Below are 23,664 nucleotides of genomic sequence, written 5' to 3' on the forward strand. Positions count from 1 at the left end.
CCGAAGAGGAAAAAGGTGTCTGTGATTGAAGTATAGGGCGAGGGGGACCGGAATGTCTGTGCCGGATCCCCCTCGCGCATTACATTTTTGGGGCGTGCCTACTTAGCGTTACCGAAGAGGTAGACCTTCGCCTCGTAGGGGCGCAGCAGGGTGCCTTCGTCGGTGAACTCGCGGTTCTCATCGCGGTAGTTCGAGCTAATCAGCTTCGGGGTGTTCTCGATTGCCTTCAGCTCAGTCGGGGAGAGAGCCTGCGAGTTGGTCAGCACCACCGAATCCAGGTTGCCGCCCGCGTAGTTCAGCTGCACGGTGTCATCGGTGAAGTTGGCGACGACCAACAGGGCGCGCTCGCCGGTTGCAGCGGCGTCCTCATCGGAGTTCACGCGCAGGTAGGCGTAGACCTGGTTATCCTCTTCATCCAGGAGGCGGTACTCGCCGGTCAGGATGATCGGGTACTCGCGGCGCAGGCTAATCAGATCGCGGTAGTGGTAGAACACCGAATCCTGGTCGGCGAGCTCTGCCTCCGCGTTGATTTCGGTGTAGCGCGGGTTCAGCTTCAGCCACGGGGTGCCGGTGGTGAAGCCTGCGTTCTCACCGGCGGTCCACTGCATGGGGGTGCGTGCGTTGTCGCGGCCGGAGGCACTGATGTAACGCAGCATGTCCTCGGCGGAGACGCGGCCCGACTCTTCAACGTACTTGCGCCAGGAGTCGTGAATCTCCAGGTCGTTGTAGTCCTTCACATCGTCGAAGAAGACGTTGGTCATGCCCAGCTCTTCACCCTGGTAGATGTAGGGGGTGCCCTGCATCAGGTGTAGCACGGTGCCGAGCATCTTGGCGCTGACGGTGCGGTACTCGGGGGAGTCGTTACCGAAGCGGGAGACGGTGCGCGGCTGGTCGTGGTTGTTCCAGTACAGGGAGTTCCAGCCGCGGCCGTGCAGGCCCTCCTGCCAGTGGGTGAGGACCTTCTTGAGGTCAACCAGGTTGAAGCGGCGGTCGGACCACTTGCCGGTCACGCCACCCTCGGAGGCGTCCACATCCATGTGCTCGAACTGGAAGACCATCTGCAGCTCGTTGCGGTCGAAACCGGTGTAGAGTGCGGCGTCGTCCACGGTCACGCAGGGGGTTTCGCCCACGGTCATGACCGGGTACTTGCTCAAGACCTCGTGGTTCATCTCCTGCAGGAATTCGTGCACGCGCGGGCCGTTGGCTGCGACAGCCAGGGAGTTGTCGAGGCCGCCAGCGAGGACTGCCGGGTCCTCGGGGAAGGAGAGGTCCTTAGAAATCAGGTTGATGACGTCCATGCGGAAGCCGTCCACGCCCTTGTCCAGCCAGAAGCGCATGATGTCGTAGACCTCTTCGCGGACCTTCGGGTTTTCCCAGTTCAGGTCGGGCTGCTTGATGGAGAAGTAGTGCAGGTAGAACTGGCCGGTCGCCTCGTCCCACTCCCATACGGAGGGGCTGAAGCAGGAAATCCAGTTGTTCGGCGGGATCGGCTTGCCGTCCTCGTCGAAGCCCTTGGGGTCGCGCCAAATGTAGTAGTCGCGGTAGGGGTTGTCCTTGGAGGAGCGTGCCTGCTTGAACCATTCGTGCTCGTCGGAGGTGTGGTTGACGACCAGGTCCATCATGAGCTTGATGCCGTGCTCGTGCGCGGTTTCGAGCAGCTTGTCGAAGTCTTCCATGGTGCCGAACTCGGTCATGATGGCACGGTAGTCGGAGATGTCGTAGCCGTTATCGTCGTTCGGGGACGCGTAGATGGGGGAGAGCCACAGCACCTGAATGCCCAGGTCGGCGAGGTACGGAATCTTCTCGGTGATACCGGGCAGGTCGCCGATGCCGTCGCCGTTGGAGTCGTTGAAGGAGCGGGGGTAAATCTGGTAGACAACGGGTTCCTGCCACCACTGGGTCTGGGTCGTCATTGTTCTTCCTTCCCTTGGTATGGATGAGTGTTGTGTGGTGCCGCTCTGCGGGCGGCTAACGTCTGATGCCCCTTTAGGACTGGCTGGTGAGGGGCGTAAGGAGGCTCTCCGGCGCCCAGCTGGAGGGGTCAATCTCTAGCAGCAGGCCGCTGTGGTCGGAGATCGCCTCGGGGGAGTTGTCACGGAAGACAACCGCGTGGGATACCACGTCGACCAGGCGGTCAGCGAAGACAAAGTCGATGCGCTTGGCATCCGTGCTACCTTCCCAGCCGGCGATTTCGCGGTGGACGGTGTTCTCGCCGTCGGTGTGCTCCGCTAGGGATCGGGTATCCACCATGCCGCTGGAGGTGACCAGCGCGTAGCCTTCATTGCTCAGATGTGCTGCGGAGTTGAAGTCGCCGCCGAGCAGTACCGGTGCGGTGCGGGCGCACTCGGCAAGCTCCTGCGAGAGGTGTGCGTATTCCTGCGCGAAGAGGGGCTCGCCGTCGAAGTCCCACCAGGACATGTGGGTGGTAGCGCACCAGAAGGTGCCCGTCTCAGTTTCGATGAGCGTTGCCTGTGCTGCGCGGCGCTGCACCTGGTGGTAGCCGTAGCCGGGGGACATATTGATGGGCTTGATACCGCGAATCGGCAGGCGCGAGAGGATAGCTACGCATTCGTCGTAACGGTCCCAACCGATGTGGGTTTCGGTGAGGGTCCACTCGTAAGTGGCACCCATTTCGTTGAGCGCCTGCACGAGCAGCAGGGCGTAGTTGTCTTCGCGGACCGGAACGCCGGCGCCGCCGCGGTAGTTGAGGGGCTCCTTCACCACGGGGGTGGAGGTGAGCTGGTTGACTTCCTGCAACGCAATGACGTCCACCTGCTGTTCAATAATGAACTTGGCGAGGGTACGGATCTTGGCAATCTGGTGGATTTCGCACCAGCTGTGCGTATTGAGGGTGAGGAAGCGCATGTATTAAGTCCGGGGTATGTGTGAGGTTGAAGAATGATATGCGCACCGCGTATTGAGGTGGTGAGTGTTTATGCACTCTGACCTCTATGGGCGCACTGTTTATGCTATCGATTCTGTGCGCTAGGTAATAGGGAAAAAGTCTCATCTGCAGCAAGTATTTTTAACCAGTGCCGGGATATGTTTCAGGTTCTGAAAAACTCTTTCAAAACTCACAGTTTTTGTACCTGTGGGCAGGTATGACCTGGCATTATTGTTTCTGTCTAAAACACATTCGGCATTTAGCGCACGCAGGATATGTGGCACCCGTCTCATATACTTTCGTTTGAGGGTATAAAGATACGGCGTTGCCACCGCAGACCGGCAACGATCGCCGGCACCTGCGTCCGCTCACTCGACAACCCGAAAGGGCGTATAGCCTCATGATGGAAAAAGTACAGAGGTTCGGCTCTGCCATGCTGGCACCCGTTCTTCTCTTCGCATTCGCTGGCCTCGCGGTCGGTATTGCGATCATTGCACAGAACGGCGACCTGATTCCCCTCGCTGCTGACAAGGAAAGCGCGTGGAACCACTTCTGGTCCGTTTGGGAGTCCGGCGCATGGACCGTCTTCAACCAGATGGAACTGCTCTTCGTGATCGGTCTGCCCATTGCACTGGCAAAGACCGCTAACGCACGTGCAGTGATGGAAGCTGCAATGGTCTACCTGACCTTCAACTACTTCGTCGGCGCCATGCTCAAGGTATGGGGCAAGGGCGGCACCGGTTTCTTCGACCTGGACTACACCACCGACATCTCTGAGAGTGCGGCAGGTACCGGTCTGAAGATGATCGCCGGTATCAAGACCATGGACACCGGTATCTTCGGTGCAATCATCATCTCCGCAATCGTGGTGTGGGTACACAACCGCTGGTTCGACAAGAAGCTGCCCGACTTCCTCGGTATCTTCCAGGGTTCCCAGTACGTCTACGGCGTCTGCTTCTTCCTGATGATGCCCGTGGCATTCCTGTTCTCCTGGCTGTGGCCCTACGCTCAGCACGGCATCTCCTCCCTGCAGGGCTTCTTCATCGCATCCGGCGCACTCGGCGTGTGGGTTTACACCTTCCTCGAGCGCTTCCTGATTCCGACCGGTCTGCACCACTTTATCTACTCCCCGTTCGTCTTCGGTAATGTTGTTACCCCGAACGGTATTGCTAAGGACTGGCCGACCCACCTGACCGAGTTCGCAAAGAGCGACAAGCCCCTGAAGGAACTGTTCCCCGGCGGCGGCTTCGCACTGCACGGTAACTCCAAGGTCTTTGCACCCATCGGTATCGCAGCGGCATTCTACACCACTGCTCGTCCCGAGAAGCGCAAGGAAGTTCTCGCTCTGATGATCCCCGTCTGCCTCACCGCGATCCTGATTGGTATCACCGAGCCCCTCGAGTTCACCTTCCTGTTCCTTGCACCCCCGCTGTTCCTGGTCCACGCAATCCTGGCAGCATCCATGGCAGCAATCATGTACCAGCTGGGTCTGGTTGGTTACATGGGTGGCGGTCTGCTCGACTTCCTGTTCCAGAACTGGATCCCGCTGTGGGCAAACCACTCCGGCACCTACCTCATGCAGATTGGTGTGGGCCTGTGCTTCACCGTCCTGTACTTCCTGATCTTCCGCTTCATGATTCTGAAGTTTGACTTCAAGACCCCCGGTCGTGAAGAAGACGGCGGCGAGACCAAGCTCTACAGCAAGGCAGAGTACAAGGCAGCTAAGGCTGCTGAGAAGAACGGCGGCGCAGCTGCTGAGTCCGCTGACGGCGACCTCTACGCACCCCGTGCAGCTGGCTTCCTCGAACTGCTCGGTGGCGCAGAGAACATCACCACCGTGAACAACTGCGCAACCCGCCTGCGTGTCTCCGTTGCTGATGAGTCCCTCGTCAGCCCCTCGGATGCAGACTTCAAGAATGCAGGTGCTCTGGGCCTCGTCCGCAAGGGCAAGGCATTCCAGGTCATCGTCGGCATGGACGTTCCCCAGGTTCGCGAGCGTTTCGAGACCATGGTGAACGAAGCTAAGACCCTCTCCTAAGAGGAATCAGCTTTCAACCGTCTGACGGCATAACGCCTCATAAGGTATAGACTTCGCCGGCGGTATCGGATAACACCGATGCCGCCGGCGAAGCTGTATCCAGGCTCGCACCCGGACTCAAATCTGCACGAGGCACCCACCCAAAGTGAGAGACGACCAACCTCGCCCACCCTGGCCGATGACCCTAGAGCGTGTACTATTTATATATTGCTCACCATCGGATTCAGGAGCTTTGAGTGGATTTACAAGACGTCGTGAATGCGAACCAGCACCGATTCAGTGAAACTGAACGGGAAATTTTGGCATTCATGCTAGAAAATGAAGAGTTCGTTGCGGAGTCAACGATCAACTCTTTGGCACATAAAACTTATACTTCGACCAGCTCAATTATCCGCCTGACGAAGAAGCTGAACTTCTCCGGATTTGCTGAGTTGAAGTACTTCATTAAGTCCTCTCTGAACCGCAGCGAACCCTTCAACCCGCGGTTCATTGAGAGCGGCCGCGAAGACATTCAGCGCACCTATGACTACCTCGAGCACATGGAGCTGAGCGGACTGCTCAAGCGCATCCATGAGGCTCGCACTGTGTACTGCTTCGGTACCGGCTACGCTCAGCGCAATGCTGTGCAGGAATTTACCAAGTCCATGCAGGTCTGCGGTAAGTTCTGCCAGGTCATCCCGGCACGTAATGAGTTCGAAAGCGCCATGAACAATATGACCCAGGACGACGTGGTCATCATTGTGTCCTTCTCCGGTCAGACCGAGAACATGCGCGAACACATTAAGATGCTGGCGCTACGCCGCATCCCCATGATTGCGGTGACCGCCATTGGTGTGAACTACATGTCCTCGCACGCCGAGTACTCCCTGCACTACCAGACGACCCCCACCCAGATCAGCACCCAGCGTAAGCCCTACTACTCTTTTGTTGCGCTGTCGGTGCTGCTGGACTACATCGTGCGCCGTTACATTGAACACGTTGAGAATGAGCGCCGCGAATCCCTACAGGACCAGGTGGATGACGCCCTCAACGCTGGGGATGAAACCGACGCCTGATAAGGCATTACTGTGCCCACCTGCTCCTTCACTCACTCCTCCTGAATCCGACCGAATCCGCCTGAGACCATCTGAAAGAGACACCCAGTGACCGCAATTTTCGCGCTCATCGAAAACACCGAGAAGATGCGTAAGTACCTGTTCTGGTACCTCATGATCATCCCCGCGCTGCTACTGCTGTGGATTGTGCTGGGTGCAGCGAACTCCCAGATGGACTTCCAAGCAGCCCTGAAGATTCCCTTCTTCACCGTGGCATTCCTGAACGCATGCCTCAGCCTGTTGCTGGGCGGCACCCTCAAGCTCGCGGGTGCAGAGAACGAACGCACCGAACGAGCCTACGCCCTGTACCTGACCATTCTGTTGGTCATCATCGGTAACCTGCCCGGCGCGATTCTGAGCTTCTTCCTCTTCCGCTCCCTGCGCTTCGGCAACCTGGAAGGCGAGCTGGCGCCCAAGTACCGCTGGGCGCTTCTGCCCGCCCTGGTCTTCTACGTACTGGTGACCGTAGTGCTGCTCGTCGCCAACATCGCAATGTGGTCGAAGTAAGCACCCGGCGTATTAAGCACATCGGCGCATTAAGCACGCAGGCGCGCACTGACACCCGCCCCGCTTGAAACACAGCATGAGGCACACCGGGCAGAGGACCCCGGAAGAACCACCATCTTCGGTGTGTACGCGCAAACGTACACCGCACTGACCCACAAGGACACTCACGACGTGAACCAGATTCCCGAGCCTACCGACGCGCAACACGCACCCGGCGCCCCGGCTGATACCGCTCAGCCCGCCGCAGCCGCCGCGACCTCAGCAGAGGAAACCCACGAAGTAGCCGACGAAATCAACATCGCCGAGCTGCCCGCACACCTGAACCCCGCCCACGAGGACTTTGACCCCTCGGCGGGGCTTGAGCGCTGGGCGGAACAGATGGACGTCTACACCGGTCCCGACGCGATGCTCGACTTCAACCAGGTCGACTACGTGCACATCGACCTGTCCGAGGCGAACCCCTCCGGCCTGGCACAGCTGCTCGCCGGACGTAAGACCCGCCTCTCCACGATTCTGCGCGAGAAGTCGCAGCTGGAGGCGGGCATGCGCTCCGCACGCACCCTGCGCACCAAGATCTACGAGCTCGCCACCGACCACGGCCTGGACTCCGGCTACTTCGTGGCGGGTACCGCCTCCTGGCTTTCGCACGATACCCGCGAGGATGCCGCCGCCTACGAGAAGCGTTTCATCGCGCCGATTCTTATGGCGCCGCTGAGCATCACCCCGCACCCGAAGGACGACGACTTCGAGCTGCGCCTCGCCGGTTCCGCACGTCTGAACCCGGCGATGGTTCGCCAGATTAAGCAGGAGTACGGCATCGACCTGGGCACCATGGACGTGGCGCAGCTGGCGAACTCCATGTCCCGCCTGGACCCCGAGCCGGTCATCGAGCGTATGCGCGCCTCCGCAGGCCGTATTCCGGGCATGACCATTGAGTCGAAGTACTTTATTTCCACTTTCGCTGACCTGAAGGAAAGCCTGGGCGAGCTGCCGCACACCGCCATCACCCCGCTGGTGCGTGACCTGGCGGCGCTGAAGGTTCCCGGCGTGAAGCCGCGCGAGCTCAACGCCCACAACCTGCAGCAGCCCCTGGACCAGCGCGACCCGGCAGAAGAAATGCTCCTGCTGGACGCTGATGCGAACGCCCAGGAAATTGTCGACACCGCGGTCAGCGGATTCTCCTTCACCATCACTGCGGCGCCCGGCACCGAGCCGCTGCGTACCGCCGTGAATATTGCATCCGCCCTGATGGGTCGCGGTAAATCCGTGCTCGTGGTGGGCGAGAAGCGCTCCACCCTCGCTGAATTCTCGGCGTTGCTCAAGCGCACCGGTATTGAGAGCCTGCGCTACGACCTGCTTGCCGAACACGATGCTGAGGCTCAGCGCGCCGAGTTCATTCGCGCAATCGTGCGTAATGAGGGCGCCGAAGAGCCTAACTCTGAGGACCTGAACGAAGAGCTTGTGGCGACCCGTGCCGCGCTGCTCGACCACACTCGTGCCCTGCTGAACAAGGACGCCAACTGGCAGATTTCTGTCTACTCGGCGCTGCAGCGTCTGGCTGAGCTGACCGCCTCCGAGGACGGCCCGGCAACCCGCGTGCGTTTTGACCGCCCTATGCTCGATTCGCTCTTGGAGCGTGAGCAGGTGCGTGCCGAGCTGGTGCGTCTGGGTGAGATTGATGGTTTTGCGGCGGCTTCGCGCACCTCCCCGTGGTACCGTGCCCGCCTGGTCAATGACGAGGAAGCCGCCGAGGCGTACGCCCTGGTCATTACCCTCAAGTCCTCCCTGCTGAACCTGCGTGAGGCGATGAACCAGACCAGCGCCATGCTGGGTCTGCGCCGCGGCCGCACCATCGCTGAGTGGGAGTCGCAGCTGGCGATTCTGATGCGTATCCGTGAGACGCTCAAGCGTTTCCGTGCGGATGTCTACGACCGCCCGGTGACCGACCTGATTGCGGCGACTGCCTCCGGTTCGTGGCGCCGTGAGAACGGCATCGAGATGAGCAGTATGCAGCGTTCCCGCCTGCGCCGCGCGGCGAAGGAATACATCCTGCCCGGCGTGAATATCGGTGACCTGCACGAGCAGCTGAAGGTGGTTCAGGCTGAGCGTGCCGAGTGGATTCGCCACATTGAGGCGCCCCGCACCCCGCAGATTCCGCAGAACCTGGATCAGCTGGCCGACGCCCTGAACTCCCTGGTGTCCGAGCTGGCGGGCTTGGGTATCGTGCTTGCCGATACGATCGACGGCACCGACTTTGTGCGCACCGACCTGGACGTTTTGGACGCCCGCCTGGACGCCCTCATGGACGACCGCGTCCTGCTCATGACCCTGCCCGAACGTGACGCGCTCCAGCAGAAGCTTCACGAACGCGGCCTGTCCGAGCTGCTGGATGACCTGTACGCCCGTCAGGTACCGACCGAAGTTGTCGCGGCCGAGCTGGAGCTCGCCTGGTGGCAGTCCGCGCTGGAATACCTGCTGGAACGCCACGAGGGTAAACTGCTGGACGGCGACCGCCTGCGAGACACCGAATCCCGCTTCCGTCGCGCCGACTACGCCCACATGACCAGCGCCCCGGCCCGCCTTCTGGCAAAGGTCGCGCGCGTGTGGACCGACCGCATCGAATCCGAGCACGACCAGGCGGCCTACCTGAAGAGCCAGCTGCGCGGCTACGAGTTCGTGCTGGAGGAGCTGCTGACGCACGCGCCCGTCATGGCGCGCACCCTGCTGCCCCTGTGGACCGCCAGCCCCTTCGCCCTGGCCCGCAAGGTGCCGGCCTCGATGCGTTTTGACGCGGCCATCCTGCTGGACTCTGAATCCACCCCGCTGGCGGCCAACCTGCCGGCTATCACCCGCGCCGACCAGGTGATCGCCCTGGGCGACCCGCACTCGGGATACCCCTCGCCGTTCATCGTGTCCGCACCGACCTTCGGAGCGCCGGACCCCGCCGATGAACAGCTGGACAGTACCTTCGACGTGCTCGCCACGGTACTGCCGAACCGCACCCTGGCCATGCTGCACCGCAGCATGGACCCGGTGATTCTCGACTACCTGAACCGTGAGTTCTACGATTCGCAGCTGCACGCCGCCCCGGTGAGCCGCGCCTCCTCGCAGCCGGCCGCAACCCTGACCGTGGAGTACATCGACACTCGCGGCAAGGTGAGCGATAACGCGAACCTTGATTCGCCCGGCGTTGAGGTCGAGCGCGTCACGAACCTGGTGCTGGAGCACGCCTACCGCACCCCCGACCGCTCCCTCGCGGTCGTGACGGCCAGCCCCAAGCATGCTCAGCGCGTGGCCGAATCGGTGCGTCACGCCCTGAACCTGTACCCGCAGCTCGCCCCGTTCTTTGCCGCCGGCGAGGAGTCTTTCCGCGTGGTCGACCTGACACGCGCCGAGACCCTCGAACGCGACACCGTAATCTTCTCGCTGGGTGTGGGACGCGCCCGCCTGGGCCAGGCCTCCTATGACCTGGGTCAGCTCTCCACCGAGCACGGCCGTCAGGGCTTTGTCGTGGCGCTGACTCGCGCCCGCCGGGCCCTGCGCATCGTTTCGTGCATCGACCCGACCGAGCTGGACCCGCAGAAGCTACACCACGGCGCGGTCGACTTCTACCACCTGCTGCGTGAGCACGCGGAGCGCCAGGCCCGCGAAGAGGCCGAGGCGAAGGCACAGCGCGTGCCGGAGACCCTGCCGCGTAACGCGTTCTTGGCCGCCGACGACGCGGACACCCCGGATTTGGGCGACTGGCTGCTGAACGATTTGGTGGCGCGTCTGCAGGCTCGCGGTGTGCGTGTGACCCGCGGTGAGGGCGATATCGCTCTGATTGCGCACGCCCCGGAGAAGCTGGCGGCTGAGCCGGTTCCCGCGCTGGGTGTGGCTCCCGTGGTCTCTTCGAACCCGAGTGTTCCGGCGGCTATGCCGCTGGTGGCGTGCTCCGATGGTGAGCCGAATTATGCGCGTGCTTCGGTGCGTGAGCGTACCCGCCTGCTGCCGGAGCGTCTGAGCCGCACGGGCTGGAACTACATTACGCTGGGCACCCTGGAGGTTTTCGCCGATCCGGACGCTGTGGTGGCGCGCGTGCTGCACTACCTGGATATGGATGAGGGCGCTGAGGTTCGTGGCTAGTTATTCGTCGACGCCGAAGCCTCGCCGCGGTCACCGTCGTGTGAGCGGCGGCGGCTCGGTGAGCGGGGCTGAGCCTCTGCTGGTGGGTGTGACGACGCCTCCGGTTGTGGCTTCGGGTACTTCCTCTGCCGCGGGGGCTTCCCCGAAGAAAGCTGATGCCCAGAAGCAGAACCCCCAGAAGGCGAGTTCTCAGAAGGCGGCTGCTTCTGCGCAGCCGCTGACCCCGGAGGAGCGTGAGCGTCTGGAATGGATGCGTCAGCAGCGTCCTCCGCACTGGGGTAACAATATCGTGTAGCGTCTTCCTGAGGGAGAGCACTTCTTAAAACGCCGAGGGGCGGGGCAACCTGTGTTGCCCCGCCCCTCTTTTGGGCTGGTGTGGGACCCCGTTTAGGAGTTGCCCTTGTCGGTGCTGTAGAAGCCGGAGCCCTTGAAGGTCACTCCGACGGTGTTGTAGCGCTTGCGCAGGGTTTCTTCGCCGCACTGCGGGCAGATGCGCAGTGCATCGTCGCTAAAGGACTGGCGCTGTTCAAAGACGTGGTTGCAATTCTTGCACTGGTAAACGTAGACCGGCATTTTGTCCTTCTGTATCCGTTTTCGCTGGGATGGTTTATTAACGTGGTTTGAGTGTACCGCTTTTGAAAGGTTGGGAGCTATTTGCGTTTTCTTCTCAAATAGCTATTTCTGTTTCTTTTCGTCTTTTTCGTGAGTGATTTTGTTGGTGTGTTCCTGCATATCTTTGCGTTTTTGCATAAAGATTTGGGTGTCAATCAAGAGCGAATCGGGCGTGGGTGAGCCGGGTGCTTTTAGCCCTGCTGGTGAGCGAGGAAAATGCCCCGCTCGGTGAGAATCACCGGTAGAATAGCGTCCCACTGGTCGTAGGGAATGGTTTCGTAGATTTCGTCGCTGAAGACAATGCCGATGCTCCGGCCGGTGAGCTGCTGGTCGCTGAGCAGGGGGATAATCCGGTCGTAGTAGCCGCCTCCCTGACCGAGGCGGTGCCCGCCTGCATCAAAAGCAAGGGCGGGGATGAGACGCAGGTCGGCGTCAATGAATGCTTGCGTGTCTTGTTCTTCGCCTTCGGGTTCGGGGATGCCCATGGGGCTGAGCGGATGCTCAACGGTGGGGTCCCAGTGCACCCAGGCGAGTTTGCGACCGGGGCGTACGACGGGCACAAGGATGCGGTGTCCGTCCTTGTGCAGGCGGGTTAGCGCCTCGACGATGGGCGGTTCGGACTTGGTGGGCAGGTACGCCGCGATGGTACCGGGGGAGTGGACCCGCTGCGCAACCGCCTCGAGGATGTGGGCGGTGAAGAGCTCCTGCATCTGCTGCAGGCCGTGTTCGCCGCGGTGGCTGCGTGCGGTGAGGCGGCGCGGGCGGATTTGGGAGCGGAGAATGTCTTTGTCTAGGGAGATATCGTCTGCGCTGGCACCGGCGTCGGAGTTGCTGGTGGCGGGGGTTGTGTTGAGGTGCATGGTGTGTCCCATCGTCGTTGCGGGTCTTGTGTGAAGGGTTGGGGAGTGGCGCGTCCCGTAGGAAGTAAGGTGCGTTCACTCTATGCTGAGAGGTATCCGTGCGCAGGGTAAAACTGCCCTGGTGGGTGGTGAAAATTGACCTATATCTGCGGGGACGTGGATTCCACTTTTTAGTATAGGGTTTGAGAAAAATAGTGCTGAGTTCTGTGGGGTGCATTTTCTTTGCACACCGAAGAATGGGCCGCTGTGGATATGTAGTTAGTCACGTTGAAGATTTTTTCATGTCATAGTGTCTATAAATCGCCTTAAGTACTTTACAACTTAGGGTATTCTTGTGGCATGGCTACTGAAATTAAGTCTGTTACTAAGGCAGTTATTCCTGCTGCTGGTCTGGGCACCCGATTCCTGCCCGCAACGAAGGCAACCCCCAAGGAAATGCTCCCCGTCGTTGATCGCCCCGCGATTCAGTACGTGGTGGAGGAAGCAATCCGTGCCGGTCTGAACGACGTTCTGATGATTACCGGCCGTAACAAGCGCGCTCTCGAGGATCACTTCGACCGCGTTCCCGTTCTGGAGCAGCAGCTCGCTGAGCAGGGTAAGGACGCCCTACTCGCATCCGTGGTAGCTACCAATGAGATGGGTGGCGACCTGCACTACGTGCGTCAGGGCGACCCCAAGGGTCTGGGCCACGCTGTTCTGCGCGCAAAGCGCCACGTTGGTGACGAAGCATTCGCTGTTCTGCTCGGCGATGACCTGATTGACGAGAAGGAAGACCTGCTCGCTCGTATGGTGGAGGTCCAGGAGCGCACCGGCGGTTCTGTCGTTGCTCTGATGGAGGTTCCCCGCGAGGCTATTTCTGCTTACGGCGCAGCTGCTATTGAGGCTGTTGAGGGCGAAGACGGTTTCGTTAAAATCACCGGCCTGGTTGAGAAGCCTGCTGCTGATGAGGCTCCCTCGAACTACGCTGTGATTGGCCGTTACGTTCTGAGCCCGAAGGTCTTCGAAGTTCTGGAGAACACCGCTCCGGGCCGCGGCGGCGAGATTCAGCTGACCGACGCTCTGCAGACTCTGGCTCAGGGTGAGGGCGAAGGCGAAGGTGTCTACGGTGTGGTCTTCTCCGGCCGCCGTTTCGACACCGGTGACAAGCTGTCCTACCTGAAGGCAAACGTTATTCTTGCTGCCGAGCGCCCCGAGTTCGGTGACGACCTGCGCGCATGGCTGAAGGACTTTGTTGCAGAGAACTGCTAATTACTCTGCACCCGCTCTCTAAAGAGGGCAACCGATAAATACCAACCACGCTGAGGAAGGCGTTCTTTCCGGTGGGGCGTTTTAGCCCCAAGGGAGGGCGCCTTCCTTTGCGTCGTATGTGTCTATTATGTGCTTGGGGTGCTACTGGGCGAGGGCCCAGGGTGTGCCTTGTGCAGGGACGCGACGACGTTGTAGTGTGCATATTCCTTCAGGGGTATATGTGCATATCCAGCCCGATTCTTGCCGCTTATGGAAAGCATTGGGAATATAAGGGTATGATTAAAGTCTAGGGATAAAGGGACGATAGAGGGCGACCTGAATATGACGCTTTTGAACACCTCCGGCGTGTTGGTAATTCTGACCGTGATTTTGCTGCTGTGGTTTGTGCCCAGGAGCCTGCGTCGCGCGCCCGCTGGCCCTGTCATGGAGCCTGAACGTCCCCTGATTAGTGCTGAGCGTACCGCGGAGGATATTCTCGCCTCCGCCGGTGTGTTGCTGAACGAGTCGGAGGCGTACCAGTCTTCCGATCATGCGGTGGCGCCGGGTACCTCCCTACCCTCTTCTGCTCTTCCACAGGCTTCTTCCCGTTCCTCTCACGCCGTAGAGGATGCTGTTCAGCCTGCCCCGGATACGGCTTCTATTTCGCAGATTCGTGATTCTTCCCCGACTGCTCCCTACACCGATGAGATTCCGGTGGTGGAGGAGTCGAAGCCCTCGCCGCTGTCCTACTTTGATACCTCGAGCCTGAGCGGTATCGCCCTGCTGGTTGCGGCTGGTCTGGGCGTGCTTGCCCTGGTCACCGGCCTGTTGGCGCTCTTTGGAGTTCTGGCGTGGGGTTGGGCTGTTCTCTTCCTGATTCTTGCCGGTGGTGCGTGGGCTGTAAGCCGTTTTGGTCTGCTGGAGTCTCTTAGCAACCAGATTAAGGCGAACCGCGATGAGCGCCACGCCAAGGCAGAAGCAGAAGATGCCGAGGATAACAACGCTGAGGCGTATGAAGAGTCTGACGACGAAAAAGCTTACGATGACGCTTCTGAGCCTGTAGAGGATACTGAAGCGCCGGAAGCTGAAGCTGTCGAAGAGCCTGCACATCAGGCTCGCCCCGCAACCCGTGAGACTACTGTCCGCAACGTGAGCCGTGAGGCGGCACGCCCGAGCCGTGCGCACATTGCGGTGGAGTCCTCCGATGAGGCTCCCGAGGCGGCTCCTCGTGCGGAAGCGCCTGCTGCGGCACCTGCTCATTCTTCTCGTCCCGTACCTGCCCGTTCTGCCCGCCCGGCGGAGGCGCCCGCAGGTCACCGTCAGGAGCGCCGCCAGCAGCGTCCGAGCCGCTTCCAGCCGATTCGCCGCGGTAGCGTGCTCTTTGACCAGGAGAGCGGTTCCGCTACTTCCTCCGGTGCACCGCGTACTGCTGCACAGCCTCAGGTGGCTCAGGCTCCGGTTGTTCCGAGCCAGCCCGCTCAGCCCCAGCCGGTGCAGCCTCAACGCGCTCAGCGCGTGCCGTCTGCTCAGCCTGCACAGCCCGCTCAGGCACCCGTACAGGCTCCCGCCAAGCCGGTAGCAGCTCAGCCTGCACCAGCCACCCAGGCACCTGCACAGCCGGTAGCAGCTCCTGCTCAGCAGCCAGCTATTCAGTCGGATCAGCCGGTGGCTCGCCAGGCTCTGCGCGACGGCTCGCCCGTCCGTCAGGCACCTGCGGCACCTGCTACTCAGGCTCCCGCTCAGCCGATTCCCGAAGAGATTCCTCTGCCTGATGTCCTGGACGATTCCGAGTTCGATGCGCTGGATATCGCCTCGCTGAACGATTCGGTTCTTTCGACCGGTGCTACTGCGACCGGCGGTGTTCGTTCGACGAACCGTCACCCCGGTGCCGGCTCCTCCTTTGAGGCGGTTAGCAACACCTGGAACCCGGTTCAGCTGCCTAAGCCGCTGAGTGCACTGCACCGCCAGGACAAGAACCAGGGTAAGAAGTAGACTTTGCTCCAGACACGCATAAAACCCCGACAGTTCACACTGTCGGGGTTTTTGTATGCCTGGGGATGATTGGGAAGAAGTTAAAAAGAAAAGGAACCCCGTCCATGGGGTTCCTTTTCTAGCATCACACACAGGAAGAAAGTCTTCTAGACCGATTAGGAAGGCCTTCCCACAAGGCCTGCCCTATTCGGTAATAAAAATATATCCTAATTCCCGTGCGGGTGACAAGCTGAAAATAGCGACACCCTGTCAATAAACTAAGGTTGCCCTAAGTAAAATCCGCGCCATTGCAGGCGACAAGGGGCAATAACCCCCGGCTGAAAAAATTTAAAAAAATTTTCTGACCCCTCCAAAAGTCGAATAAGAAGCCTCAAAAAACCTTCAATCAGGTTAATATCGCCCACTCATGAGAGAATAGCCGGGTGAAAGATTGGTTTGACGCACTCCCAATTGAGGTTGCCCTAGCTTTCATGTGGGTGGTCGGAATCGTCCGCACCAGCATCGTGTACGCTCTTGGCGCGCTCGCTGCTGAAGGCGGCGCCCGCCTCGACCGCATCCGCAAAGCAATGGACAGCCCGCTCTACCGTAAAGCGCGCCGCTTGATTAACCGGTGGGGCGTTATTGCTGTGCCCCTCTGCTTTCTCACCGTGGGTCTGCAAACCGCGGTCATCATCACGACCGGCTTCACGAAAATGCCTCTACGCCGTTGGGTTCCCGCGATGCTGGTTGGAACCTTCATGTGGGCGTGTATTTACACCACGATTGGCTTCGCAATTCTTGCGGCCCTCGGCCTGGAGCCGTGGATGTTCCCCCTCGCCCTTGCCATTGTTATTACGGTGATGGTCATTGTGGCTCAGCTGCGCGAACGCCGCATTAATCGCGAAACCGTTGAGAACACTGCGGATAACATCGCCGAGAACTAGTCCTACCTCCAGCAGGGGATAGGTGCACTATCTCGCCGGGTTGTGCCCGCTCACCTGCCCTCAATACCCCCGCCCAAGATGTGCTAGCGTGGAGGGATGAGTTCATCCGCATCCTCCACTGCAGGCACCCCCGAAGAGCAGCCCGTCAACGACCCTGCCCTCACCGCAATCGACCCCGAGCAGAACGCGTCCGAAAACGCTATCGACGAGGTAGAAACCGAAGCGCCCACCGAGGCCCCCACTCGCGTGTACCTGCATCCCGAGCAGCTGGCGATGATCCAGACCCCGGAGGCTCTGCCCGTCCCCGTGCTGCAGCGCTCCGTGCTGCGTGTTAGCTACGTGCCGGCAATCATGCCCGGTAAGTGGTTCAACCGCTGGCATGAGCGTTTCGGTGACCGCGTGCAGCTGGCGGAGGTGCCCGTGCGTGAGGCGCGCGGCCTGGACTCCCTGCATCAGGACCTGTGCCTGATTGATCCCGCCGATAACCCCGCCGCTGGATCCTCCGTTGAATCCGCCGCTGGGTCTGCAGAAGAGGGAACCGCCGTCTCCGAAGCATCCGCGGTCTCTGAGGCGCCTGTCGAAGGTATCGAGCACGCCCCCATTGAGCCTAAGCACGTACCCGAGAATCCCTTCGCGCACATGAGCATTGTGCGCCCCGACCGCGAACCGGCAAGCACCGACGGCGAGAAGTACCACAGCATCCGCCTCTACGAGGAGCTGCCCGTGGTCATTCTGCCCGTGGACCACGTGCTCACCGTGCTCGATGAGGTGCCCGTGGAGGAGCTTGCCGAGGAGTTCCTGCTGCAGCCCGCCTCCGATATTCCCGCCTATGAGGAAGTCTCCCGCGCATGGCGTGAGAGTGCCGGCCGCATCGTGCCCGAAGGTCTGACCGATAAGGAAACCATCGAGCTGGTTGCCGCCGGTGTGGGCCTGTACATTGTGCCCATGTCCATTGCGCGTTTCTACCACCGCAAGGACCTCACCTATCGCCCCGTTGCGGGCCTGGACCTCTACCCGGTGCACCTGGTCTGGCCGCGTGCCCCCAAGGGCGAGCCGCGCAGCGAAGAGCTCGAAGCGCTCCTGCAGGACTTCATCGGCATTGTGCGTGGCCGCACCGCAACTAGCGAGCGCGGTAGCGAAACCCGGCAGGCACGCGCCGAACGCATTGCCGCCGAAAAGGCAAAGGAAAAAGCGAAGGCACGAGCCGCCAACGCCCGCCGCGAAGCACGCGATAAAAAGCGCGCTAACGCCAAGAAAAACGGCAACGCGCGCCAGCACGCTCGACAGTCCGCCAAAGCTGCCAGCGCACGCCGCGGCAAGAAACGCTAAAGAACGATAGACGGTAAAATCAAACCATGGCATTAGCAATGGAAACCCGACCCGCAGCCTACGCAGTCATCATCGAGCAGGGCAAGCTGCTCATGACCCGCTGGGTGCCCGAAGACCGCGCGCTCAGCCCCCTCTGGTCCCTGCCCGGTGGCGGCATGGAACCCGGTGAACAGGCCGACGAAACCGCGCTACGAGAGACCCTCGAAGAGACCGGTTACAGCGTCGCCATTGAAGACATTCTGGGCGTGCACGCCGGACACTTCCCTGTGCGCTCCACCCAGAAAGACCCGCAAGCGCTACCCTTCTGCGCCCTGCGGGTGGTTTTCCGTGCCCACATTGTCACCGGCGAACTGCGCCACGAAATCAACGGCTCCTCCGACACTGCACGCTGGGTACCCATCGCTGAGCTGGACACCATCCGCTACGGCACCCTCATCGACGAGGTAGCCTCCATGATGGGCTACTCCAACGCCGCTAGCTGGGCACGCGAATACCGCGAATTTCTTGCCGATGAAAACGCACGGAAGCTTCCCTAATGAACCGACTGACCCTCACCCGCCGTGCGGCTCTCACCTCCCTGGCGCTCATGCCGCTGCTCGCCGCCTGCGGGAATAATGACGCTACCCCCCAGGTGGACCCTTCCGCGTCCAGCTACGGCACTCTGCGCATCGGCTACGGTGCTCTGCGTGAAATGCGCGCCGTAGCGCACGTGTACGCGCGCGCCCTGCGACAGATTGGCTACTCCGTTGAACTTGTTGACACCGACAACAGCCGCGCTACCGCCCTGCGCGGGCTCATGGTTCCTTCGGCTAACTCCGCCACCCCTACCGCTACTCTGCCCGACGATGAGGAAACCGGTAGCACCACTGCCGCCGCCCCTGAAGCGTTGGACCTGGTCATCGACTACAGCGGCGACCTACTGCTCTACCTGACCGACGACGGCAAAATCAGCCCCGCCGCCGCCCATAACGAACGCATCGCCGCCTCCGTGAGCGCCTCCGCTCAAGCGGCAGGCGTGACCCTGCCCCCGGCAGCTACCCCCACCGCGGAGGAGAGCACCGCCTCCGCGCATGCTACGGACGGTACCGCAAGCCCCACCGCAAGCTCCACCCGCTCCGCAGACCCCATCAACCTGCGCGCCATGAGCACCACCGACATGACCAACGCCATCTCGCGCATCCTGCCCGAAGAGCTCATGCTTCTCAACGGTGCTAGCGCCACCAACAAGGATGTGCTGGTCACTACCCGCGCCGTGAGTGCCCGCCACAAGCTCAACTCCCTCGCGAACCTGCGTGAGGTGCAGTCTTCCCTGGCGTTCTCCATCCCGACCGGGTACTCCAGCGGCACCTACGGCGTGGATTCTTTGCGTAGCCTCTACCGTTACCGTGTGCACGACCCGAAGATTCAGGACGACCCCGCCGAGCGCGTCAACGCCCTCACCGCAGACACCGTGCAGGTGACCCTGCTACACAGCAGCGACTCCGCGATTGAAGAGAATCGCCTGGTCACCCTGGAAGACCCCTCGACGGCGCTTTTGCAGCAGCAACTGGTGCCCATTATTCGCCGTACCCTGCCAGATAGCGCCCGTACGGCAATTAACCGCGTATCATCTACATTAGACACGGGTAACCTCTCGTTCCTGTTGCGTCTGACTAGCGGTTCCAACCCCATCGCAGATGATGACGCAGCACAATTCATTTTGGATCACCCTAGAAAGTAAATCATCATGACGAAGTACCGTCAGTCCTCAAAGTTGAGCAACGTCCTGTACGACATCCGCGGCCCCATTCTGGATGAAGCCAATCGCATGGAAGCGATGGGCCACCGCATCCTCAAGCTGAACATTGGTAACCCCGCACCCTTCGGCTTTGAGGCGCCGGATGCCATCATGATGGATATCATTCGTCACCTGCCCGAAACTCAGGGCTACTCTGACTCCCGCGGCCTCTACTCGGCACGTACCGCCATTGTGCACCACTACCAGAACCGCGGCATCATGAACCTCGACACCGAATCTATCTACTTGGGTAACGGTGTGTCTGAGCTGATCCCGATGACCCTGCAGGCACTGTGCGAGACCGGCGACGAAATCCTGGTCCCCATGCCCGACTACCCGCTGTGGACCGCAGCCACCGCGCTGGTCGGCGGCAAGCCCGTGCACTACCTCTGCGATGAGGAAAACAACTGGTACCCGGACATCGAAGACATTAAGTCGAAGATTACCGAGCGCACCAAGGGAATCGTGGTTATTAACCCGAACAACCCCACCGGTGCCGTCTACCCGCGTTCCGTGCTTAAGCAGATTGTGGATGTGGCACGCGAACACGGTCTGGTCGTGTTCTCTGATGAGATTTACGAAAAGATTACCTACGATGGCGCAGAGGCCATCAACATGGCGACCCTCACCGGCGACGACGTGCTCTGCCTGACCTTCTCCGGCCTGTCCAAGGCATACCGCGTCTGCGGTTACCGTGCGGGTTGGGTCGCTATCACCGGCCCGAAGAAGGACGCCGCAAGCTACCTTGAGGGCATCCACCTGCTCGCCTCCATGCGCCTGTGCGCCAACGTTCCGGCACAGCACGCCATCCAGACCGCGCTCGGCGGCTACCAGTCCATTAACGAGCTGATTGTTCCCGGCGGCCGCCTGTACGAGCAGCGCACCCTGGCGCACAAGATGCTCAACGAGATTGACGGCATCAGCTGCACCAGCGCGGACGGCGCTCTGTACCTGTTCCCGAAGATTGATGTTGAGCGCTTCGACATTACCGACGACGAGCAGTTCGCTCTGGACCTGCTCAAGAGCCAGAAGATTCTCTTCAGCCACGGCCGCGCGTTCAACTGGAAGGACCCGGACCACTTCCGCCTGGTGTTCCTGCCCGATACGCAGACCCTCACCAGTGCCCTGGAGCGCCTGGGTAACTTCATGGCTGACTACAAGCAGAAGCACTAGCCTTCCCGCCTCTGCTACATATAGACAGAAATAGCCTGCCCCGCAGTTCTGATGAGCTGCGGGGCAGGCTATTTTTGTTTGACGGCTGGCGGATGTGCCAGAGCGGGTGCTGGAAGCGGCTTTAGTTTGCCAGGTTCTCCTGACCAGCCTGTGCGCCGCGTGCCGCGTTCAGGCGCTCCTGCGCGCCCTGCAGCCACGCCTCGCAGCGGGCGGCAAGCGCCTCGCCACGCTCCCACAGGGCGATGGAGGTCTCCAAATCACTGGCGCCGGACTCCAGCTGGCGCACGACCTGCTCCAGCTCGGCACGCGCCTGCTCGTAGCCGAGGGTTTCGACGGGTGCGCCCAGCTCGGCGCTGTTGAAGCTAATGTTCTCGCTCATTGAGGAACCTTTCAGGGGTAAAAACTAGGGGTAAAACGTAGGGGTATCGAGGTTTAGGAGATGTTTGAGGGATCCGTAGAAGTCACGGCCGCCTGCGCCGAACCGGTCGCCGCACGCACCGTAATCTGCTCGCCCTCGCTCAGCCCCGAAGCGTCACGCACAATAGCGCCCGCGGCATCCTGAACGATGGAGTAGCCGCGGTTGAGCGTCTGCGCAGGCGAGAGCGAACGCACCCGCGCCAACGTATGCGACAGAGTCGCCGACTCACGCTCCAAGCGGTGCTGCACCGAACGGTGAGCGCGCTCGCGTAGCTGGCTCAGCTCCTCCACACGCATGAGCAGGGAGGACTCCGGGTGGGTGAGCACCGGGCGGCTTCGCAGCTGGGCAATGTAGTTCATCTGCATGCCCACGTAGCCGAGTACCGCGCGGTCCAGGCGGGCGCGGGCCTCGGTGATGCGGGCGGTTTCCTCCGAAATATCGGGCACGATGCGCTTACCCGCATCGGTGGGGGTGGAGGCGCGCAGATCGGCAACCGCATCGAGGATGGGGGAGTCTGCCTCGTGACCGATTGCCGAGACTACCGGGGTGGCCGCCGCCGCGACGGCGCGGATGAGCGCCTCCTCAGAGAAGGGCAGCAGGTCTTCGAAGGAGCCGCCGCCTCGGGCGATGACGATGACGTCCACCTCCGGGTGGGCGTCCAGTTCGGCGAGCGCGGCAATGACCTCAGCCGCCGCGCCTTCACCCTGCACGCGGGTATTGCGCACCTCGAAGACCACGCCGGGCCAGCGCAGGGAGGCGTTGCGGATAACGTCCTTCTCCGCGTCAGAATCGCGACCGGTAATCAGACCCACACGATTCGGCAGCATGGGCAGCGGCTTCTTCCTCGCGTCAGAGAACAGCCCCTCAGCGGCGAGAGCTTCACGTAGACGCTGCAGCTGCTCGTGCAGGTTGCCGGTGCCGACCGCGTACACTTCCTTGCCGATGAGGGAGAGCTTGCCGTTCTTCCACAGGCTCGGCTTGGCGCGGGTGACGATGCGAGCGCCTACGGTCACATCAGCCGCCAGGCCGCTACCGGCACGCCCGAAGAGCGCGAGGGTGAAGGAGAAGTCTTCGTTGAGGTCTTTGAGCTCCATGAAGACGTTGCCACCGCGGCCGTTGAGGGAGGCGACTTGCGCCTCCACCCAGAGCTCGGGAACCTTGTCTACGTAGTTTTTGAGGTTCTGCGCGAGCAGGGCGAGGGGCCAGGGGTTGGTGGCGGTGGTTTCCTGAGACTTCCCGGGAAGCTGCCGCTCGTGCACGGGCGGCACCACCAGCGCGGGTGCCGGCTGCGCTGCGGAGGGGTTGTAGAAGTTCATAATCTCTATTGTCCCTGATTGGTCGGTTATGCGCCTGCGCACAGGTCAGCCTGGCGACTCGGGTAGCTTGCACGCAGTGCAGGCAGAACTTAGCTTCTGGCGCATTCTGCGGGTCTGAATCGGCTTTGAACACTGTGAGCGGGTACCCTAGGCTCATGCGCTCACCCGATCAGTCAGCACATCAGAACAACGCCCTCAACACCGCCGCGGCTTCGTCAGCGGCGGGTACTGGCGCGCAAAACTACCCGGCGGACGCGACCCGAGTCGTCGATACTCGGATTACCCGCACGGACGGCTACTATACGGCGGATGAAGACACCACTCTGCTACAGCCCACGCGCACGCTCGGCCACGCCGCAGCCCCCACCAAGGCTGAACTGCATGCCGCCCCCGAGCCTCCTTTTGCGGCAGGTTTGCGGAGGTTCCTGACCGTTGTGCTGTGCGCCCTGGCCCTGGTGACCGGTCTGGGTGCAACCGCGGGTGCCTGGGTGAACTCCAAGCTCATGTCAGAGCGCGGTTTCTCGCAGATTTCCTCCAACCTGGCGGAGGATTCGCAGCTCGCCTCGCGCATCGCGGACGGCGCAGTCGAAGACCTCATGAAGTCGGAGGCTATGACAACCTTCCTCGACGGCACCAAACAAAGCGGCTTATACTCCATTCTTGTAAAGCCGACACAAGACGGCATACGTTCCATGCTCAACCGTTCCGCGGCTGAGCTGTCAAAAACTGAAGAATATCGAAGCCTCTGGAAGGAAATAGCCGAGGAAACTCGCCGCTACAACCTTGAACACCAGGACGGCCCCGCCGTCATTGTGCTCACCCCCTTCTACCGTGCGCTGGACGCGAAGGTCGGCTCTATCGGCTCCTTCGACCCTGACCTGACCAAGCTCGGCCCTGAAACCCTCAACATTGACCGGGTGAAGGACGGCAACAGTCAGCAGGGACAACAGGAGCAGCAGGAGTGGTTCCTGCACGCCGGCATTAACCGTGCCGCCGCGCTGGGCAAATCCACCATGCCGCTGACCGTCATCTCGGTGCTGAGCCTGCTGCTGGCTACGTTGCTGGCGCCCAGGCACCGCATCCTGGTGCCGGTGGTTACGGCTCTGCTCTACGCCCTGCTGGGCTGGGGTGCCGCAGCCTGGTTTGGTGCCCAAAGCCCCGAATCCCTGGGAATTACCAGCCACAGCACCGCCGGAACGGCGCTGATTACCGGGGTATGGAACCAGCTTGCACCGTCACTGACCGGGCACTTGCAGGCGGCGGCAAGCTACGGGCTGGTCATGGCGATCCTCGCCCTGCTGCTCGGTATTCTGATTCGCCTCATCGCCCTGGGACGTAGCCCTGCGAGCGGTGCCACAGTCATCACACACTAAAAGTCCGAACAACGTA

19 protein-coding genes are annotated in these 23,664 nt (G+C 61.2%); 13 read left to right on the forward strand and 6 right to left on the reverse strand.

The window, feature by feature from the left end:
* Positions 1-98: 98 nt before the first annotated feature.
* Positions 99-1,913: a glycoside hydrolase family 13 protein gene (locus tag HMPREF2765_RS01470; RefSeq protein ID WP_070604090.1), complete on the reverse strand. Its 1,815-nt coding sequence runs from the start codon at positions 1,911-1,913 to the stop codon at positions 99-101.
* Between the two features lie 73 nt (positions 1,914-1,986).
* Positions 1,987-2,865, reverse strand: a complete 879-nt coding sequence (locus tag HMPREF2765_RS01475; protein WP_049346414.1) for an endonuclease/exonuclease/phosphatase family protein — start codon at positions 2,863-2,865, stop codon at positions 1,987-1,989.
* A 419-nt stretch (positions 2,866-3,284) separates the two neighbouring features.
* Here HMPREF2765_RS01475 and HMPREF2765_RS01480 point away from each other — a divergent pair, with 419 nt between their 5' ends.
* The 5 genes from HMPREF2765_RS01480 to HMPREF2765_RS01500 all read left to right on the forward strand — a co-directional run bounded on the left by HMPREF2765_RS01480 (position 3,285) and on the right by HMPREF2765_RS01500 (position 10,943).
* Entirely contained in the window at positions 3,285-4,922 is a 1,638-nt protein-coding gene (locus tag HMPREF2765_RS01480; RefSeq protein ID WP_070599077.1) for an alpha-glucoside-specific PTS transporter subunit IIBC, read from the forward strand.
* A 254-nt stretch (positions 4,923-5,176) separates the two neighbouring features.
* Positions 5,177-5,977 carry a MurR/RpiR family transcriptional regulator gene (locus tag HMPREF2765_RS01485; protein ID WP_231840311.1) on the forward strand — a complete coding sequence of 267 codons (801 nt, stop codon included), beginning with the start codon at positions 5,177-5,179 and terminating at the stop codon, positions 5,975-5,977.
* Between the two features lie 87 nt (positions 5,978-6,064).
* Positions 6,065-6,523 (forward strand): hypothetical protein, encoded by a 459-nt coding sequence (locus HMPREF2765_RS01490; RefSeq protein WP_012903100.1) that lies wholly within the window; start codon positions 6,065-6,067, stop codon positions 6,521-6,523.
* A gap of 123 nt (positions 6,524-6,646) precedes the next feature.
* The gene (locus tag HMPREF2765_RS01495; RefSeq protein ID WP_070604091.1) at positions 6,647-10,648 is read left to right on the forward strand and encodes a DEAD/DEAH box helicase; all 4,002 of its coding nucleotides are present in this window, start codon (positions 6,647-6,649) and stop codon (positions 10,646-10,648) included.
* Positions 10,641-10,943, forward strand: coding sequence for a hypothetical protein (locus tag HMPREF2765_RS01500; RefSeq protein ID WP_141744676.1), 303 nt, complete (start codon positions 10,641-10,643; stop codon positions 10,941-10,943). The genes HMPREF2765_RS01495 and HMPREF2765_RS01500 overlap by 8 nt, the downstream gene beginning before the upstream one ends.
* A gap of 92 nt (positions 10,944-11,035) precedes the next feature.
* Here HMPREF2765_RS01500 and HMPREF2765_RS01505 read toward each other — a convergent pair whose 3' ends face one another.
* Complete coding sequence (locus HMPREF2765_RS01505) at positions 11,036-11,221, reverse strand: FmdB family zinc ribbon protein (RefSeq protein WP_005508445.1); 186 nt, start codon at positions 11,219-11,221, stop codon at positions 11,036-11,038.
* Positions 11,222-11,451: 230 nt separating this feature from the next.
* Entirely contained in the window at positions 11,452-12,120 is a 669-nt protein-coding gene (locus tag HMPREF2765_RS01510; RefSeq protein WP_246824906.1) for a 5-formyltetrahydrofolate cyclo-ligase, read from the reverse strand.
* A 339-nt stretch (positions 12,121-12,459) separates the two neighbouring features.
* On the opposite strand from HMPREF2765_RS01510, the gene galU reads away from it, so the two are divergent.
* From galU to HMPREF2765_RS01545, 7 genes are all read left to right on the forward strand, one after another.
* A complete protein-coding gene (galU, locus tag HMPREF2765_RS01515; RefSeq protein ID WP_005508447.1) occupies positions 12,460-13,368 on the forward strand; it encodes a UTP--glucose-1-phosphate uridylyltransferase GalU in 909 nt (302 codons plus the stop codon).
* Positions 13,369-13,689: 321 nt separating this feature from the next.
* On the forward strand, positions 13,690-15,339 hold the full coding sequence (locus HMPREF2765_RS01520) for a hypothetical protein (protein ID WP_070604093.1): 1,650 nt from the start codon (positions 13,690-13,692) through the stop codon (positions 15,337-15,339).
* A 422-nt stretch (positions 15,340-15,761) separates the two neighbouring features.
* A complete protein-coding gene (locus tag HMPREF2765_RS01525; RefSeq protein WP_049353331.1) occupies positions 15,762-16,262 on the forward strand; it encodes a DedA family protein in 501 nt (166 codons plus the stop codon).
* A gap of 96 nt (positions 16,263-16,358) precedes the next feature.
* The gene (locus HMPREF2765_RS01530; protein ID WP_053088884.1) at positions 16,359-17,591 is read left to right on the forward strand and encodes a LysR substrate-binding domain-containing protein; all 1,233 of its coding nucleotides are present in this window, start codon (positions 16,359-16,361) and stop codon (positions 17,589-17,591) included.
* Positions 17,592-17,617: 26 nt separating this feature from the next.
* Entirely contained in the window at positions 17,618-18,127 is a 510-nt protein-coding gene (locus HMPREF2765_RS01535; protein WP_005508451.1) for an NUDIX domain-containing protein, read from the forward strand.
* On the forward strand, positions 18,127-19,311 hold the full coding sequence (locus tag HMPREF2765_RS01540) for a glycine betaine ABC transporter substrate-binding protein (protein ID WP_070604094.1): 1,185 nt from the start codon (positions 18,127-18,129) through the stop codon (positions 19,309-19,311). The genes HMPREF2765_RS01535 and HMPREF2765_RS01540 overlap by 1 nt, the downstream gene beginning before the upstream one ends.
* Positions 19,312-19,317: 6 nt before the next feature.
* The gene (locus tag HMPREF2765_RS01545; protein WP_049349325.1) at positions 19,318-20,541 is read left to right on the forward strand and encodes a pyridoxal phosphate-dependent aminotransferase; all 1,224 of its coding nucleotides are present in this window, start codon (positions 19,318-19,320) and stop codon (positions 20,539-20,541) included.
* A gap of 121 nt (positions 20,542-20,662) precedes the next feature.
* On the opposite strand, the gene HMPREF2765_RS01550 is transcribed toward HMPREF2765_RS01545, so the two are convergent.
* The gene (locus HMPREF2765_RS01550; protein ID WP_049327598.1) at positions 20,663-20,920 is read right to left on the reverse strand and encodes an exodeoxyribonuclease VII small subunit; all 258 of its coding nucleotides are present in this window, start codon (positions 20,918-20,920) and stop codon (positions 20,663-20,665) included.
* Positions 20,921-20,973: 53 nt separating this feature from the next.
* Positions 20,974-22,275, reverse strand: a complete 1,302-nt coding sequence (xseA, locus tag HMPREF2765_RS01555) for an exodeoxyribonuclease VII large subunit (RefSeq protein ID WP_049360474.1) — start codon at positions 22,273-22,275, stop codon at positions 20,974-20,976.
* A gap of 155 nt (positions 22,276-22,430) precedes the next feature.
* On the opposite strand from xseA, the gene HMPREF2765_RS01560 reads away from it, so the two are divergent.
* Positions 22,431-23,648, forward strand: a complete 1,218-nt coding sequence (locus tag HMPREF2765_RS01560) for a dehydrogenase (protein ID WP_070604095.1) — start codon at positions 22,431-22,433, stop codon at positions 23,646-23,648.
* Positions 23,649-23,664: the final 16 nt, after the last annotated feature.

The sequence above is a fragment of the Rothia sp. HMSC062H08 genome (genome assembly GCF_001810775.1).
Lineage (GTDB): Bacteria > Actinomycetota > Actinomycetes > Actinomycetales > Micrococcaceae > Rothia.

Coding starts and splice junctions, on each gene's coding strand:
- HMPREF2765_RS01560 (WP_070604095.1), top strand. CDS start 22,431: ATGCGCTCACCCGATCAGTCAGCACATCAGAACAACGCCCTCAACACC.
- HMPREF2765_RS01530 (WP_053088884.1), top strand. CDS start 16,359: ATGAGTTCATCCGCATCCTCCACTGCAGGCACCCCCGAAGAGCAGCCC.
- HMPREF2765_RS01470 (WP_070604090.1), bottom strand. CDS start 1,913: ATGACGACCCAGACCCAGTGGTGGCAGGAACCCGTTGTCTACCAGATT.
- HMPREF2765_RS01510 (WP_246824906.1), bottom strand. CDS start 12,120: ATGCACCTCAACACAACCCCCGCCACCAGCAACTCCGACGCCGGTGCC.
- HMPREF2765_RS01550 (WP_049327598.1), bottom strand. CDS start 20,920: ATGAGCGAGAACATTAGCTTCAACAGCGCCGAGCTGGGCGCACCCGTC.
- HMPREF2765_RS01535 (WP_005508451.1), top strand. CDS start 17,618: ATGGCATTAGCAATGGAAACCCGACCCGCAGCCTACGCAGTCATCATC.
- galU (WP_005508447.1), top strand. CDS start 12,460: ATGGCTACTGAAATTAAGTCTGTTACTAAGGCAGTTATTCCTGCTGCT.
- HMPREF2765_RS01480 (WP_070599077.1), top strand. CDS start 3,285: ATGATGGAAAAAGTACAGAGGTTCGGCTCTGCCATGCTGGCACCCGTT.
- HMPREF2765_RS01545 (WP_049349325.1), top strand. CDS start 19,318: ATGACGAAGTACCGTCAGTCCTCAAAGTTGAGCAACGTCCTGTACGAC.
- HMPREF2765_RS01475 (WP_049346414.1), bottom strand. CDS start 2,865: ATGCGCTTCCTCACCCTCAATACGCACAGCTGGTGCGAAATCCACCAG.
- HMPREF2765_RS01520 (WP_070604093.1), top strand. CDS start 13,690: ATGACGCTTTTGAACACCTCCGGCGTGTTGGTAATTCTGACCGTGATT.
- xseA (WP_049360474.1), bottom strand. CDS start 22,275: ATGAACTTCTACAACCCCTCCGCAGCGCAGCCGGCACCCGCGCTGGTG.
- HMPREF2765_RS01540 (WP_070604094.1), top strand. CDS start 18,127: ATGAACCGACTGACCCTCACCCGCCGTGCGGCTCTCACCTCCCTGGCG.
- HMPREF2765_RS01505 (WP_005508445.1), bottom strand. CDS start 11,221: ATGCCGGTCTACGTTTACCAGTGCAAGAATTGCAACCACGTCTTTGAA.